The following is a 15251-nucleotide window of genomic DNA, read 5'->3' as shown; positions in this document are numbered from 1 at the left end:
CCGCTAGGCGAAAGAGAGGAACATTTTCTCCATGTCGGCGACGTTCGGCGCGTCCGGATCGTCGCTCGCCAGGCAGCGCTTCATCATCGTCACCAGCACCTGGTAGCTCGCGCGGCTGACCGCCTTGTCCGCCGCGGAGAGCTGGGTGACAATCTCCTCGCAGTCGCGCCCCTCCTCCATCATGCGGATGACGGCGTCGAGCTGGCCGCGGGCGCGCTTGAGCCTGCTTATCGACGGCTTAATCTCCGCCTCGGTCAATTTCATTCTAAGCCTCCTGAGCGAACTTCCAGGTGAGGTACCCGCCACCCACGTTAGCGACCTCGATGCCGCGGTTGGCAAACAGGGAGGCGGCCGTGTGGCCGCGCTGGCCAACCTGGCAGAACACGAGCGCCTTCTCGTCGGCGAGCTCGTCGATGCGGTCGCGCAGGGAGTCGAGCTCGATGTTGACGGCCTCGGTGATGGTGCCCTTAGCGTACTCGGCGGGCGTGCGGACGTCGACAAGCTGCCAGCCGTCTTCCGTGTATTTCTCGATCTCGTGGTAGGCCACGGTGCGCTCGCCGTTTTTGATGTTGTCGTTGATGAAGCCGGCCATGTTAACCGGGTCCTTCGCGGAACCGAACTGCGGCGCGTAAGCGAGCTCGAGGTCCGCCAGGTCGGAGGCGGTCAGACGGGCGCGCATCGCGGTGGCGATGACGTCGATGCGCTTGTCGGCGCCGTCCTCACCGATTGCCTGGGCGCCAAGGATGGCATCCGTGTCCGCGTCGACGACGAGCTTGAGGTGGATCTGGCTCGCTCCCGGGTAGTAGCCGGCGTGGTTGGACGGGTGCAGGTAGACGGTGCGCACGTTGCGGCCCTCGGCCCGCGCGCGCTTCTCGTTCCAGCCGACCGCCGCCGCCGCGAGGCCGAACAGGCCGACGACCGAGGTGCCGAGGACGCCGCGGGCGGCGGTGTCACGGCCGGTGATCACGTCTGCGACCAAGCGGCCGTGGCGGTTGGCTGTCTGCGCGAGCGGGACCAGGGTCGGCTCATCGCTGACGGCGTCGCGCTTCTGGGTGGCGTCGCCGACGGCGAAGATGCGCGGGTCGGAGGTGCGCATGGCGTCGTCGACGACGATTCCGCCGCGCTCGCCGACCTCGAGGCCGGCGTCGGAGGCGAGCGTGCTGGCGGGTTTCACGCCAATCGCGGTGATGACGACGTCGGCGTCGATGGTGGTTCCGTCATTTAACGTCACACCCTGCTCGGTGATCTCGGACGCCGCCGAATCGGTCAGGACGGTCACGCCGTTGTCTTCGAGGTGCTTTTTCACGATCGCGGCCATCTCGGGATCCAACGGGCCCATGATCTGGGGGCTGGCCTCGATGATGGTGGTGGCGATTCCGCGGTGGGCCAGGTTTTCGGCGACCTCGAGTCCGATGAAGCCGCCGCCGATGATGGCGGCCTTCTTCGCGCCCTCGACGGCGGACTTGATGGCGTCGAGGTCCTCGACGGTGCGCAGGCTGAGTGCTCGCTCGATGCCGGGCAGCGGCGGGTGCACGGGGGTGGCACCCGGGGAGAGAACGAGGTAGTCGTAGGCGATGGTGTCGCCCGCCTCGGTGGTGACGGTCTGGGCCTCGCGGTCGATCTTCGTCGCCCGGGTGTTGACGCGGACGTCGAGGTTGAAGCGGGAATTGAGGGATTCGGGGGTCTGGAGCAGCAGTGACTGGCGCTGCTCGATGGTTCCGGAGAGGTGGTACGGCAGTCCGCAATTGGCAAACGAGACGTACCCGGAGGCTTCGAGGACGATGATCTCCATGTCCTCGTCGCGGCGGCGCAGGCGTGTCGCGGTGGACATGCCGCCGGCGACGCCGCCGATGATCACTGTGGTTGTCATGGGGTCAGCTCCTATCCGAAGAGGCGGGAGAAGATTCCGCCCTGGCTCTGCTGGTCGCGGGGGCAGGTGCACCATTGTCCGGCGGGGACGTTGGCCTTAACGCTGTCGATGTGCTGGCCGCAGCCGGCCCAAGTGGTCTTGTGGCACTTGTTGCATGTCGTTGGGTAACACATGAACAGCAAGATACCCCGGGGGGTATATCTTGTCTAGTCTGGGTTCATGTTCAACCTGCCCGAGATCGGAAAAGGCCTGCCCATTGCGGGTGTGATCGACCAGCTGCCCGCCACCGGGCCGCTTGTCGTGGAGGCCCCACCCGGCACCGGCAAGACCACGCTGATCCCGCCGGCTCTCTCCAATGTCGCGGGCAAAGCGCTGGTCACCGCGCCGAGGAGGGTGGCGGTGCGGGCGGCGGCGCGTCGATTAGCACAGCTCGACGGAAGTGAACTCGGCGACCGCGTCGGGTTTTCCGTCCGCGGCGAGCACCACCCCGGCGAACGGGTCGAGTTTGTCACCCCCGGTGTCCTGCTCAACCGGTTGCTCAAGGACCCCGGCCTCGAAGGCGTCGGCGCCGTCGTCATCGACGAGGTCCACGAACGCCAGCTGGACACCGATCTCGTGCTGGCAATGTGCGCGGAGGTGGCCGTGCTGCGCGACGACTTCTACCTCGCCGCGATGTCCGCCACCCTCGACGCGGAAAGGTTCGCCTCTCACCTGGGCGCGCGGATTGTAAGCACCGAGGCGGTCACGCACCCGCTGAGCATCACCTACGCCCCGCACCCCGAGCGCGCCCAGGGCAGCCGCGACTTCTACCGCCACGTCGCATCGCTGTGCGATTCTCCCGAGCGCACCCTCGTCTTCGTGCCCGGGGTCCGCGAGGTGGAGCTCGTTTGCTCGCACCTCAACGACTGCGCCCCGCTGCACGGCCGGCTCAGTTCCGCCGAGCAGGACCGGGCGCTTTACGGCGATGCCCGCGTGGTCGTGGCCACGAGCATCGCGGAATCCTCCATCACGGTCCCGGGCGTGCGCCGCGTCGTCGACTCCGGCCTGTCACGGGTGCCGCGTCGCGACGCCGCGCGCGGCATGACGGGGCTGGTCACGGTCTCGGCGGCAAAAACCAGCGCCGACCAGCGCGCGGGCCGCGCCGGCCGCCTCGGCCCCGGCACCGTCGTGCGCGCCTACTCTCAGTTCGACTACCAGCACTTCGCGCCCGACATCGCCCCGGAGATCACCACCAGCGACCTCACCTCGGCCGCGCTGGCGATGGCGGCGTGGGGCTCACCCGACCTGCCGCTTCTCGATCCACCCCCGGCCCAGGCGATGCAGGATGCGAAGGCCACCCTCACAGAGCTCGGTGCGCTGGATGGTTCGGGCATCACCGAGTTCGGGCGGAAGCTCGCGTCGCTGCCGCTGGATCCCCGGCTCGGTGCGGCGCTTTTGCGCCACGGAAGCGGAGCGGCGGAGACCGTCGCGGGGCTCGCGGAGGGGATGGGCGGCGACCTATCGCGGGCGCGTGCCCCGCGCAACCAGGTGCGGCGCCTCGAGCGGCTTGTCCACACGTCGGCCCCGGTCGACCCCAGTGAGGTCGTCGCCACGGCCTACCCGGGGTGGGTGGCCAAGAACGTGGGGGGTGCCTACCTGCTGGCCAGCGGCACCCGCGCGACTCTGGACGCCCAGATGGGACAACCTGAATGGATCGCCGCCGCCGAGGTCCAGCTGACAAAGGGCGGCGCCGTGATCCGCTCCGCGGCACCCTACGCCCTGCCCACCGAGCGCATAGCGGAGGAAACCAGGGCATCGCTTATCGACGGCGCGGTGCGCGGCCGGAAAGTCACCGCCATCGGCGCAATCGAGCTGAGCTCCACACCGGTGAAGCTGAGCCCGGAGGAGGCAATGGAGGCTCTCTCCGGCGTCAACTTTGAGGCATTCCGGTTGGACGAGGGCGCGCAGCGTCTCAAGGACCGCCTCGATTTCCTTAACGCCACCGTCGGAAAGCCGTGGCCTGACGTCGCGTGCGGGGATTACGCCCCGGAGATCGCGGAGCTCGCCAGGGGGGCGTCGATAAGCAGGCTCGACATGCGCGCAGCGCTGATGCGGCAGCTGCCCTGGCCGGAGGCCGCGAAGCTGGACGAGCTCGCCCCGGAGCGCCTCGAGGTGCCCAGCGGCTCGCACCCGCGGGTGGACTACGCTACGGGGCGGCCAGTTGTGCGCGTCAAGCTGCAGGAATGCTTCGGGCTGGCGCAGTCTCCGACGTGCGCCGGGGTGAAGGTGCTGTTCCATTTGTTGTCCCCAGCCGGGCGCGAGCTGGCCGTGACGGATGACCTGGTGAGTTTCTGGGATGGGCCCTACCAAGAAGTGCGCAAGGAGATGCGCGGGCGCTACCCCAAACACCCCTGGCCGGAGGACCCGTGGACGGCGACGGCGACGGCGCGGACGAAGAGGAAGATGTGAGGGACTAGACCCTTCCTGGAACCCTTACCCAAACCGCGGATCGCACACCGGTGACTCGCTGTCCGGCTTCGCGCACGTCACGCCACCGAAATCAATCCACTGCCCTTCCTTCAGTTCGTGTTGAGCAGGCGGGCAACACCATAGAGTCGACAAGGGGAGTTACCCGACGCAACTGAATCCTAAGCTTTTCTCTTTACGCAGACACGAAACTATGAGCCAGTAAAATTGTGTGTTTTCGCTTCTGCGAAAACATCGACTGATATGATCGCCGTATGGGGTGGCCGTCTGTCGAGTACGAGGAACTGCCGTGGCATTCATCGTCGCGGGGGATGTCTCGCCGCACTGCGCGCAACGCTCCGTTGACGTACAAAAGCGCAGTAGTGCCCCGCATCGCAGATGCGCAGGTCAATCTCGATGCGGAGACCACAACGCTGCTAGAAACAGCGACTCTCGCGGTCAAGGAATTCGACCTCAGTCACGCTCACTGCATCGTCCCGTTCACCCCCCTTTTGCTGCGCAGCGAGTCGTTTGCATCCAGCCAGATCGAACAGCTCACCTCATCGGCTCGGCGGATCCTGGAAGCAGAGCTCACCGAACTCGCTGGCACCAACGCGCGGTTGATTGTGGCGAACACGCGGCAGATGGAGGAGGCAGCGTCGATCGAAGGGGCGTCGACAAGCACGCTCCTTTATATGCATGACGTCTTGCTGCGGGATTCTGCCCCGGAAATCGCCGGCGTCCTACGCCAACAACCGGTGTGGATTGGGGGCCACGACTTCTACCCGCGCGACGCGCTTTTCGTGCCCCCGCACCACAGTCACCTTCCCGCCCTCATGGAGGATCTCGAGGCATTCGTGGCAAGGCGAGACCTCCCGATCCTCGTTCACGCCGCTCTTGCGCACGCGCAATTCGAGACCATCCACCCGTTTGCTGACGGCAACGGCCGGACAGGGCGCGCCCTCGTACATGTGCTGCTACGCCAGCGCGGTCTCACCAGGGAAACATCACTGCCCCTCTCTGCGGGCCTCCTGACCGAAATCGACTCCTATTTCACGGCGCTCGACTCCTACAGGGAAGGCCGGCCACAGGAGATCATTGACGTCTTCATCCACTCGGCCATCAGCGCTGTGGAGCGCGGTACATGGCTTGCAGCCGAGCTCAACGTCTTACGAGGTGAGTGGGAGGGGGAAGTAAGCGCCCGTGGCGATGCGCTCGTGTGGCAGCTCATACCTTTATTGCTGCGGCGCCCTGTGGTGACCTCCAGGATCGTCGCCGAGGAGTTGAACACTACGCCGGTCAGTGCGCGCAAGGCACTGGATGCACTGGAGGGCACGGGAATCCTGGCATCGGCGATGCTGGATAAACGGACGCGAGCATGGCGGGCTGTCGAGGTCCTCGACCTGCTCGACGAGTTCGCTGCCCGCGGTGGGCGCCGTCAGGCACCGTGAGGTTGTGCCACGGGTCGGATAATCTGCCGCAGCCGTTCCACCGCATCCATTTTCTTTAATTGAGTTGCCCCCACTATTGTCGACGGACATGACGACGGACTCGAAGACCCACACTGTCACGCAGTGGGCCCTGGTCTCGCTGATCATCGGCTCCACCATCGGGTCCGGGATCTTCGCCCTGCCCCAAAACATCGCCTCGGTGGCCAGCCCCGGCGCGATGCTCGTCGGGTGGGCAATCGCCGGCGTGGGCATGCTTTCCATCGCCTTTGTCTTCCAGATCCTCGCCCTGCGCAAGCCGAACCTGGATTCCGGGGTGTACTCCTACGTCCGCGCGGGCCTGGGCGACTTCATCGGCTTCACCTCGGGCTGGGGGTACTGGTTGGGCTCGGTGATTGCGCAGGTGGGCTACGCCAACCTGTTCTTCTCCACCATCGGCCATTACGTGCCGGTACTGAGGAACAACTTGGTGCTCGCGGTGGCGACATCCGCGCTGACGTGGGTGATCTTCGCCGCTCTCACCCGCGGCGTGAAGCAGGCCGCGCTGATGAACCTGGTGACCACGGTGGCCAAACTGGTGCCCATCGTATCCTTCATCGTCCTAGTCGCCTTCCTCGGTTTCAGCTGGGACACCTTCACCCTCGACTTCTGGGGCGAGCGCTCGGGGGCGTCGTTTAACGAGCAGCTCCAGGGCATCATGCTGTTTACGGTGTGGGTATTCATCGGCATCGAGGGAGCGAGCGTGTACTCCAAGCAGGCGCGCACGCGTGGCGACGTCGGCCGCGCCACCGTCATCGGCTTCCTCTCCGTGCTCGGTCTCCTCGTCGCCGTGTCCACTCTGTCCTACGGCGTGCTCAGCCGCGAGGAACTCGCCGCCCTGCCGGAGAACTCCATGGGCGCGGTCCTCGAGGCGGTCATCGGCCCGGCCGGAGGCGCGCTGATTTCAATCGGTCTGTGCCTGTCCGTGCTGGGCGCCTACGTGTCGTGGCAGATGCTGTGCGCGGAGCCGATCGTGATGATGGCCAACGACGGTCTGCTGCCCACCCGCCTCGGCCGCACCAACTCGGCCGGCGCACCGGTGACCGCCCAGCTCATCTCCACCGCGGTGATCCAGGCCTTCGTGATTATCTTCTACGTCAGCGAGGCCTCGTACACCTCCATGGTGCAGCTCGCGACCATCATGTACCTGCTGCCGTACATCTTCTCGGCGCTCTACCTCGTCCTGCTCGCCGTGCGCGGCAAGGGCCTGACCCACCCGCACGCGGGCACGCGTTTCGACGACTCCGGGCCCGCCGTCGCGGCCTCCTCCAACCGCGTACACATCGCCGTCGGCGTCCTCGGCGTCATCTACTCGCTGTGGCTGATCTACGCCGCCGACCCCGTTTACGTGCTCTTCGGCGCGCTCGCCGTCATTCCCGGGCTTGTCCCTTACGTGCTAACGCGGCTGAGCAGGCGCGAGAAGCTGTTCAACGGTTTCGAGTGGGCCGTCGTGGTGATCGTCGTCGCCGGCGCGATCGTCGCCGTCGCCGGTTTACTCAATGGCACCCTTGCTTTTGGCTGACGCGACAATCGGCCACAGCATCTCCGCCATCGCGCGGGCGTGGGCCCTTTTGTCGCGTAGGTCGAACGCCGTGCGCATGACCACGCTACCCACCACCATGGTGGCGATGACTCCGCCGTTGACGTCGGCCGAGAAGCTGCCCACCTCAACACCCTTGCGGTAGTAGCGTGCGAAACCATCGAGCAGTTCGGAGACGACGCGCTCGCGCCACTCGCCGATAAACTCGTCCGAGCTCGACACCGTGGCGCCGATCAGGCGGATGCCGATCTTGTTCTCTAGGTGATCCTGCACGCTGGCCAGGTACTGTTCGAACCCCTTCTGCGTGGTGGGGTACTCCGTGGGGATTTCCAGCGTCACCTGGCGAAGGGCGTCGATAAGCATGTCGATGCGATCGTTGTAGCGCCTGTAGATGGTGGTCTTGGCCACTCCAGAATCTGCCACGACGGCGTCAATGGTCACCGCCGGGAACCCTTTTTCGCGCGCGAGTTTGAGCACGGAGCGGACAATCTTCTCCTCGGTCGCTGCCCGGCGCTTTGGCCGCTGACCTCGAACCGGCGTCTCAGTGTTGGTCATTGGCTAATAATGACACATCCATAGGAGCGAAAACTTAGATATAGGAAAATTTGCTGCTTGAGTATCATCGTCCGAGTGCACACATGGCTCAGATGGCTGATCGTCGCTCCCACATCGGTCGCACTCGGCTTCGTGCTCTCTCGCCTCGGAGTCCCGGCGGCCTGGATCCTCGGCGCCATCCTCGCCTCCGGCGCAATGGCGCTGGCCAGCGGACGGGATCTGCCCGTCGACCCACGTATCCTCTCAGCCGCCCGTGGCATCATCGGGGTCATCGCAGCGCTGCCGCTGGCCAACGTGCCCCCGCGCGAGCTGCTCAGCTACCTCGCCCCGGGCGTGATGGTCGCGGTGGTGACGGTGGGCCTCGCGTTTGCCGGAGGCCTGTTTTTGGCCAGGCACGGCGTGTCGCGCGAGACGGGGATACTTTCCCTGCTCGCAGGCGGGGCGTCGATGATGCCCGCGGTCGCCGAAGACGTCGGCGGGGACCCGCGGTATGTGGCGCTGTCGCAGTACCTGCGTCTTTTGGCCGTCTCGGTGACCCTGCCACTGGTTGCCGCGTTTCTCACCGCGCCCGGCGGGACGGGCCACGCCCCTGAGGCCAGCGCGTGGTGGGTGTGGCTGCTCATCCCCGCGCTCGTCGCGGTGGGCCAGCCGCTGGGCACACTGCTCCACATGCCGAACTCGAAGGTGTTCGGCCCGCTCGTACTCACCGCGGTTGTCGCCTCGGTTATCGACGCCCCCCTGACCCCGCCACCGGCCATCTCGATTGTGGCCTTCCTCGCAATCGGGTGGCTCTGCGGCGGCGGCCTCAACGTCCCCGCTCTCAAGCTCTTCGCGCGCCTGCTGCCGGTCACCGTGACCTACATCGTGGCGCTGATGGGGGCGTGCGCCGCTGTGGGCCTGGTGGTCTCGGCGTGGCTGGATATCACCTACTACGAGGGCTACCTCGCCACCAGCCCCGGCGCGATTGAGACAGTGCTGGCGCTCTCAGCCGAAGGCGGCGCAGGTCCTGCTGTGATCGCGATCCAGCTCATCCGATTGTGCGGGGTGCTGATGTTCGCCGCCTACCTGCCGAAGCTGCTCAAGCGGCTATAGCAGTTCCTGGGCCAGAAGGTCCATCGGCATCGAGCCGAGGCGCAGGGCACGGTCGTGGAACTCGCGCAGCGTGGCGCCCTGGGCAAGCGCTTCGTCGCGAAGCTCGAGCCAGGCGCGGTAGCCCACGGCGCAGGCGGCCGCCTGCCCCGGCCAACCCATGTAGCGGTCCAGCTCGAAGCTGAGGCGGGTCTCAGCCATGGCGGTGTTGTCTCGCAGGAAGGCCTTTGCGTACTGCGCATCCCACACGCCGGTCTTGTCCGGGGTCTTCTTGTGCAGGTGCACGCCGATGTCGACGATGACGCGGGCGAGCTGCAGTCGCCTCGAGTCGAGGTGGCCAAGACGTTTGGCCGGGTCCTCGAAGAAGCCGTAGGAATCCATCAGGTGCTCGGCGTAGAGCGCCCAGCCCTCGGTGTGCGCGGCGTTGACGTAGACGCTGCGGCGCCACAGGTTCAGGTTGCTGCGCTCGGTCAGCGCCGTCGCGGACTGCACGTGGTGGCCGGGCGCGCCCTGGTGGAAGATGTGGGTCAGCTCGTGCCAGGTGTGCAGCGCTTGACTGCCCTCCGGCATGGACCACCACAGGGTGCCGGGGCGGACCATGTCGTCGCTCGGCGGGGTGTAGTACAGCCCGCCGCTGCCCGTCTGGTCGATCGCGCAGTCCAGCCGCTCCACGCCCCGGGGGATGGTGAAGCAGTTGTCACGCAGCACGTCGTAGGCCTGGCGGGTGGTCTCGACCATCCAGTCGAGCAGCTCGTCGGAGGAGCGCAGCGTGTAGCGCTCGTCCTCGTTGAGCTTGCGGTACGCCGCGTGGATCGTGGTGGGTGCATCGAACATGGAGTTGGTCAGCTTCGACTGCTGCTCGACTAACTCGCGCAGACTCTCAATGGCCCACTCATAGGTTTCATCGAGGTCGACCTTGCGGCCGAGAAAGAACTGGGAGAGGAACTCGTAGCGTTCGCGGCCCACACCGTCGTCGTGCGGCGCCATCGGCGAGAGCTCGGTGGACAGCCAGTCTGCCATGTCCTTGAAGGCGTTCTTGGCGTCACTGACCACCGCCGCTTCAGCGGATACACCGAGGTGCTCGAGCATCGAGCCCTCATCCCCGAGCGCTTCACACTGGCTGATCACGGCGTCGATCTGGCGGTGGGTGGCTACATCACCCTGGCTGGCCGCCTCGGCCAGCGACTCGCGGTAGCCGGCCAGCGCGTCGGCCACCTTGGACAGGCGGGATTCCACGTTGGCGATGTCGTCAGCGCTCTGCTTCGGCATCAAACGCAAGCTGTCCCGGATGCGCTGGACAGGCGAGTCGATGTTGTTGAGCATCCGCAGGTCTTCGCCACGGTGGTGCAAGTCAAGCTCTTGGGTCATGCGGTCGCGCAGGATCGCTGCGGTGAGCGTGTCTACCGGGTCGAAATCGTCGTCGTCGTCGGAATCGTCGGTGGAATCGTTGAGCGCATCGACATCGGCGAGGAGGTCGCGGATGCGGTTCGCAAGGTCTTCCCAGTAGGCCGGGCTGAAGTCCTGGAGTTCGTGGTCGTGGCCCTCAATACCGATTCTCGAACCCAGGGTTGGGGAGAGCGCGACGAGGTCGTAGACGAAATCCTCACAGGTCGCGTCGAGCAGAGAGGGACTCCTCCCAGTTTGAGCAGACGTCATGAGGGCAGAGTCTAACGCAGAGTTCTTCTATGCGTGAAGGCCAGAGCAACTCTGCCACGCTTGGTCTACCCCAAGTGGACAAAGCGGTCTATAGCGTTGCTATTATATTCACTATGAGCTCGTTTCCATTCTCCCGACCGTCGAGCCCGGCAGCAAAATGCCTGCACCTGATCAGGCTGCGGGAGCTGACGTCGAGAAGCGAGCTCGTTAAAGACACGCACCTGAGCCAGCCCACGATAACCCGCGCCGTCGCCGCCCTGGTCAAAGCGGGCTACGTCACCGAGCGCACCGACCTCACCCGCGCCGCAGGGCGCGGCCGCCCCACCGTGCCGCTAGAGCTGTCCGAACCGCGCGCCCTGCACGCCGGGATCGCCGTGGGCACCCTGTCGACCTACATCGCGCTGTTCGACCTCAAGGGGCGCACGGTGCGCAGCGTCGACATCGACGTTGAGGTCGCCGACGAAAGCCAAGACGACTTCATCCAGCGCATCATGGCCACGCTCAACCGGCTGACCACAGGTGTAAGCCGCCCGCTGGCCACCGTGGGCGTGACCACCTCCGGCAGCGTCACCGGCGACGGCGAGGTCTACGCCCCGAACCTCGGGTGGCGCGACGCGGAGATCGGCGCGCAGCTGCGCGAGCAATTCTCCGTACCCGTCGTGGTCACCTCGGCCGCCGCGGCGATCGTCGGCTCCGAGATCCAATCCTCGCCCTCGCTTAACGACGAGGCCGTCCTGGCGCTATTCGCCGACGACTCTATCGGCTGCGCGCTGGCCACCGAGGAAGGCGTGCTGCCCATCGCGGTTACCCGCGACGACCTGACCACGCAGGGGCTAATCGACGCCATCGGGGAGCCGAGCATCCGCACGCTTCGCGACGCCGTGACCGACTCCGCGCACAAGCACACCACGCGCGGCGCTCTCGACGACCGCGCCCACCAGCTCGGCGAGCTCGCCGCGCAGCTCAGCTCGCAGCACGCGCCGTCGACCATCGTCGTCGCCGGCAGCGCGTTTATCGACGACCCACTGGCCCCCGCGCCCTTCGCCCGCAGCGTACGCGGCGCAGGCATCGACGTCGAGCTGCGGATGATCCCGACCCACCGCGAGGTGGTGCGCGACATCGCCCGCGCCGTGGCCCTAGACTTCGTGCTCCGCGAGCCCCTCGCGGTGGCGTCGCCCTAGCTCCACGTAGGACGCGGCGTGGCGCACCCGGTCGTCTCGCGAAGCCTCGTCCAGTTGTTTACGCACCTTCGCTGGCACCCCGGCCGCCACGCTGAAGCGGGGAATGTCCTGGCCCTCTAGCACTACCGCTCCCCCGCCAACGATGCTGCCCTCGCCGACGCGCGAGCGTGACAGCACCGTCGCGCTCATCCCGATCAGGCAGGCCGACTCGATGCGACAGGAGTGGACCATGGCGAGGTGGCCGACCGTGACGTCCTCCTCAAGCACCGTCTCACCGCCCGTATCAACGTGGATGACGCTGCCGTCCTGAATGTTGGAGCGCGCCCCGATCCGGATCGGGCCCACGTCCCCGCGAATCACCGCCCCCGGCCACACGCTGACGTCCTCACCGATGGTGACGTCACCGATGATCGTTGCCTCCGGCGCGATGTACGCGCTCGGGTGGATCGACGGGGTCTTCGACTCGAAGCGGTAAATCACGCCAGTGCCTTTCTTACGTCATCCGGGTCGGTGAACAGGATCGCACGCATCCCGAGCTCCGCGGCCGCCTCGACCCACTGCTCGCGGTGGTCGAAGTACACGGTCGAGGTCAGTTTCGCGCCCATCGCGTCGACCGCCACCCGGTAGGCGGCCGCGTCCGGCTTGGCCACGCCGATATCGCAGGAGAAGGTCACCGCGTCGAGCTCGCCCAACCACGGGTGGGTGCTGCGCAGGTGGGACGCGACGACGGGCGGGGCGTTGTCGACGATCCCGCACGTCCAGCCGGCGTCGACGAGCTCAAGCAGGCACTCCACCACGGCACGGCGCGGTTCCAAAAGGGTGTCCACATCCGCCGCGACGGCCTCGTGGACGTCGATGTCATCGATCCCGGCGCGCAGGGCCACCTGCTGCCACCAGCGGACATCGGAGACGTCGCCGACGTTGTAGGAGGGCCGGAGGTCTCTGTACACCGCCCAGAACCGCTCCGGGTCCAACGCACCCGCCGCCTGTTCCACCCGCGCCAGCGCGGCGGGCGTCCTGAGCTCCAACGCAACGCCGGAGAGCCCGAAGAGTAGAGCGTCCATGCCTCTTAAGCGTAGCCGAGGGCGTCGACAATCAGCTCGAGCGCGTCACCGACGTTTGCCCGCCACACCACGTCGACCTTCGGGTCGGCGCGGCCCGGCCCAGCGTTGATCACGGCGACCTTCTTGCCCGCGGTAAGCGCGTCGAGTACCAGCCGGTAGCCGCTCATCACGGCCAACGAGGTGCCCATGGCGATCACCCCGGTGGAGTGCTCGAGCATCTCGGCCGCCCGCGCGCGGCGCTCACGCGGCACGTTCTCGCCGAAGTAGACCACGTCGGGCTTGACGCGCGTCGAACCGCACGAGCTGCACGCGATCATGCGGAAGCGCTCGACGTCGCTGTCGCGCAGCTCGACGTCGCCGTCGGGGTTGAGCATCGAGCCCGTGACGACGACCGATTCAACGTAGCCGGGGTTCGCGGCGGTCAGGCGGGCGTCGAAAAGCTCGCGCTGCTCGCGCGCGGAGCAGTCGAGGCAGACGACGCAGTCCATGTCGCCGTGCAGCGCGATGACGCGCTCACTGCCGGCCTCGACGTGCAGCCCGTCGACGTTCTGGGTGACAATGCCGCTGATCAGCCCGGCGCGCTCCAGCTCCACCAGCGCGAAGTGGGCGCGGTTGGGGGCGGCGGCCCGCATGAAGCGGATGCCGACGAAAGCGCGGGCCCAGTAGCGGCGCACCGCTGTCGGCGAGTGCGCGAACTCCTGGTAGGTCATCGGGCGCCCCTTGGTCAGCCGCCCGCCCGGCGAGCGGTAGTCGGGGATGCCTGACTCGGTGGACATGCCCGCGCCCGTGAGCACGAGGACCTGCGGGTCGCGCAGCATGCCCACCACCCGGCTCAGGGCCTGCACCGGGTCGGTGGGCGTGACCGTTTCGGCGACGACGCGCTCAATGGAACGGATCGCGCTGCGGTGCGCCATCTGCACCGCGGGGTCGGAAAACTCCATTAGCGAAACGGCACTTCGCCGATCGTGCGGCGCAGCTTGCGCGTGCGCAGGCGCTCGGGGTTCTTCGCCAGCTTCTCCATCGCCTTGACCGCGCACATCACATGCGCCTCCTTCGAGTTGGAGTAGAAGGCCTGGGCGGCGGCCGGCAACTTGGGCACGGCGTGCAGCGGCAGGTCCGACACCGCGAGCAGGGTGCCATACGGAACGCGGTAGCGGTAGCCGTTGGCGGCGATGGTGCACGATTCCATGTCCACGGCGGCCGCGGTGGAGCCGCGCAGCCAGTTCCACAGCTCCTGCGGCGACTTCCACTCCCAGTTGCGGTCCCCGGTGGACAGCACGGTGCCGGTGCGCATCAGCGAGGGGTCCTCGCCGTAGATCCTCTCCACGGTCTTTTCCAGGGTGCGCTGGATCTCGGGGACGGCGGGAATGGGCTGGTCGCGGCGGATGTGGGCGTCGAGAAGGTTGTCGTGGCGCTCGTAGGCGTTGCCCAGAATCAGGTCCCCGATGCGCATCCGCCCGTCCATGCCGGCGCAGTGGCCGATCATGATCCACGCCTCCGGGCGCAGCACGGCGAGGCAGTCGGTGATCGTCTTCGCGTTCGACGGCCCGACCCCGATGTTGATCATGGTGATACCGTCGCCGTCCTCGGTGACCAGGTCGTAGCGCGGCATTTGGCGCGGAGAGCCGAGGTCCACGTCGCCGGGGTTCTCCCCCGGCTCCACCTCGCCCGAGGGCAGCACCAGGCGGGTGTAGCGGGAATCGGGCTTTTCCATCGCGCGCAGCCCGAACGCGACGAACTCGCGGGTGTGCATGGCGTAGTTGGTAAACAGAATGTAGCGCTGCACCGTATCTACCGGGATGCCCGTGTAGTGCTCGATGCGCGCGCACGCGATGTCGAAGCGTTGCGGCCCGAAGTGGAACAGCGGTTTCTCCGCGCCGTGGAAAGAGTCCCACTCGCCGTCGATGATGCCGTCGTGGACGTCGTCAAGCGTGGGGCGCGGGACGGAATCGGCGTAGGAGGCGCGCACCTCGCTCAAGCCCTTGATGCCGCGGATGTACTCCGGTGGGATGCGGGTATCCGAGTAGCCGACGCGGATCTCGCAGGGGTAGTTGGAGCACAGGGCGCGCAGCTGGTTGGTCAGGTAGGAGGCCATCAGGTCTGGGCGCGACAGCGTTGCGCTGTACGTTCCCGCCTCGTCGACGTAGCCAAACGGCTCGCGACGATCCACCGGGACCCACTGCGTGACCTCAACGGCGATCTTCGGGTACCGCACGGCGTCGTAGCCCGAGTAATCGCCCGATGCGATGACCTCGCGCGCGAGATCGCACGACGCTTCATAGAGCTCGATTAGCTTCTCGACGCTCTCTTCAACGCTTTCGACCCTCTCCATGGGCGCCAGCGTACTCAAAACCCGCGCTGTGG

At 66.7% G+C, this 15251-nt stretch carries 13 protein-coding genes; 5 read left to right on the top strand and 8 right to left on the bottom strand.

Annotation, left to right across the window (positions count from 1 at the left end; all coding sequences use genetic code 11):
- Positions 1-3: 3 nt before the first annotated feature.
- Together RIU96_RS02580 and RIU96_RS02575 are read right to left on the bottom strand one after the other, a co-directional pair.
- Positions 4-264, bottom strand: coding sequence for a metal-sensitive transcriptional regulator (locus RIU96_RS02580; RefSeq protein WP_144690158.1), 261 nt, complete (start codon positions 262-264; stop codon positions 4-6).
- 1 nt (position 265) lies between these two features.
- Positions 266-1870, bottom strand: coding sequence for an FAD-dependent oxidoreductase (locus tag RIU96_RS02575; protein ID WP_144690160.1), 1605 nt, complete (start codon positions 1868-1870; stop codon positions 266-268).
- 219 nt (positions 1871-2089) lie between these two features.
- Between RIU96_RS02575 and RIU96_RS02570 the strand changes: the two genes are divergently transcribed.
- The 3 genes from RIU96_RS02570 (at position 2090) to RIU96_RS02560 (ending at position 7324) form a co-directional block, all read left to right on the top strand.
- Positions 2090-4318, top strand: coding sequence for an ATP-dependent RNA helicase (locus RIU96_RS02570; RefSeq protein ID WP_311205096.1), 2229 nt, complete (start codon positions 2090-2092; stop codon positions 4316-4318).
- A gap of 329 nt (positions 4319-4647) precedes the next feature.
- A complete protein-coding gene (locus tag RIU96_RS02565; RefSeq protein WP_259824041.1) occupies positions 4648-5766 on the top strand; it encodes a Fic family protein in 1119 nt (372 codons plus the stop codon).
- Between the two features lie 88 nt (positions 5767-5854).
- A complete protein-coding gene (locus tag RIU96_RS02560; protein ID WP_144740894.1) occupies positions 5855-7324 on the top strand; it encodes a basic amino acid/polyamine antiporter in 1470 nt (489 codons plus the stop codon).
- Here RIU96_RS02560 and RIU96_RS02555 read toward each other — a convergent pair.
- Positions 7295-7897: a TetR/AcrR family transcriptional regulator gene (locus tag RIU96_RS02555; protein WP_144690168.1), complete on the bottom strand. Its 603-nt coding sequence runs from the start codon at positions 7895-7897 to the stop codon at positions 7295-7297. The genes RIU96_RS02560 and RIU96_RS02555 overlap by 30 nt on opposite strands.
- A 57-nt stretch (positions 7898-7954) precedes the next feature.
- On the opposite strand from RIU96_RS02555, the gene RIU96_RS02550 reads away from it, so the two are divergent.
- Positions 7955-8989 (top strand): AbrB family protein, encoded by a 1035-nt coding sequence (locus tag RIU96_RS02550; RefSeq protein ID WP_144740897.1) that lies wholly within the window; start codon positions 7955-7957, stop codon positions 8987-8989.
- Here RIU96_RS02550 and RIU96_RS02545 read toward each other — a convergent pair.
- A complete protein-coding gene (locus RIU96_RS02545; protein ID WP_259811799.1) occupies positions 8984-10642 on the bottom strand; it encodes a DUF885 domain-containing protein in 1659 nt (552 codons plus the stop codon). The two genes, RIU96_RS02550 and RIU96_RS02545, sit on opposite strands and share 6 nt — an antisense overlap.
- 113 nt (positions 10643-10755) lie before the next feature.
- On the opposite strand from RIU96_RS02545, the gene RIU96_RS02540 reads away from it, so the two are divergent.
- Positions 10756-11823, top strand: coding sequence for an ROK family transcriptional regulator (locus RIU96_RS02540; protein WP_136650202.1), 1068 nt, complete (start codon positions 10756-10758; stop codon positions 11821-11823).
- Here RIU96_RS02540 and RIU96_RS02535 read toward each other — a convergent pair.
- The 4 genes from RIU96_RS02535 to amn are packed head-to-tail and all read right to left on the bottom strand — an operon-like array spanning position 11779 to position 15219.
- On the bottom strand, positions 11779-12303 hold the full coding sequence (locus RIU96_RS02535) for a gamma carbonic anhydrase family protein (RefSeq protein WP_136650203.1): 525 nt from the start codon (positions 12301-12303) through the stop codon (positions 11779-11781). The two genes, RIU96_RS02540 and RIU96_RS02535, sit on opposite strands and share 45 nt — an antisense overlap.
- Entirely contained in the window at positions 12300-12887 is a 588-nt protein-coding gene (locus tag RIU96_RS02530; RefSeq protein ID WP_136650204.1) for an HAD family hydrolase, read from the bottom strand. Before RIU96_RS02530 ends, RIU96_RS02535 begins: the two co-directional genes overlap by 4 nt.
- 5 nt (positions 12888-12892) lie before the next feature.
- Positions 12893-13828, bottom strand: coding sequence for a Sir2 family NAD-dependent protein deacetylase (locus RIU96_RS02525; RefSeq protein WP_136650205.1), 936 nt, complete (start codon positions 13826-13828; stop codon positions 12893-12895).
- Complete coding sequence (amn, locus tag RIU96_RS02520; RefSeq protein ID WP_186365386.1) at positions 13828-15219, bottom strand: AMP nucleosidase; 1392 nt, start codon at positions 15217-15219, stop codon at positions 13828-13830. The genes RIU96_RS02525 and amn overlap by 1 nt, the downstream gene beginning before the upstream one ends.
- Positions 15220-15251 lie beyond the last annotated feature (32 nt).

This window comes from Corynebacterium sp. Z-1, from assembly GCF_031844665.1.
GTDB classification, from domain to species: Bacteria; Actinomycetota; Actinomycetes; order Mycobacteriales; family Mycobacteriaceae; genus Corynebacterium; species Corynebacterium sanguinis.
This window is presented reverse-complemented; position numbering and strand designations above follow the sequence as displayed.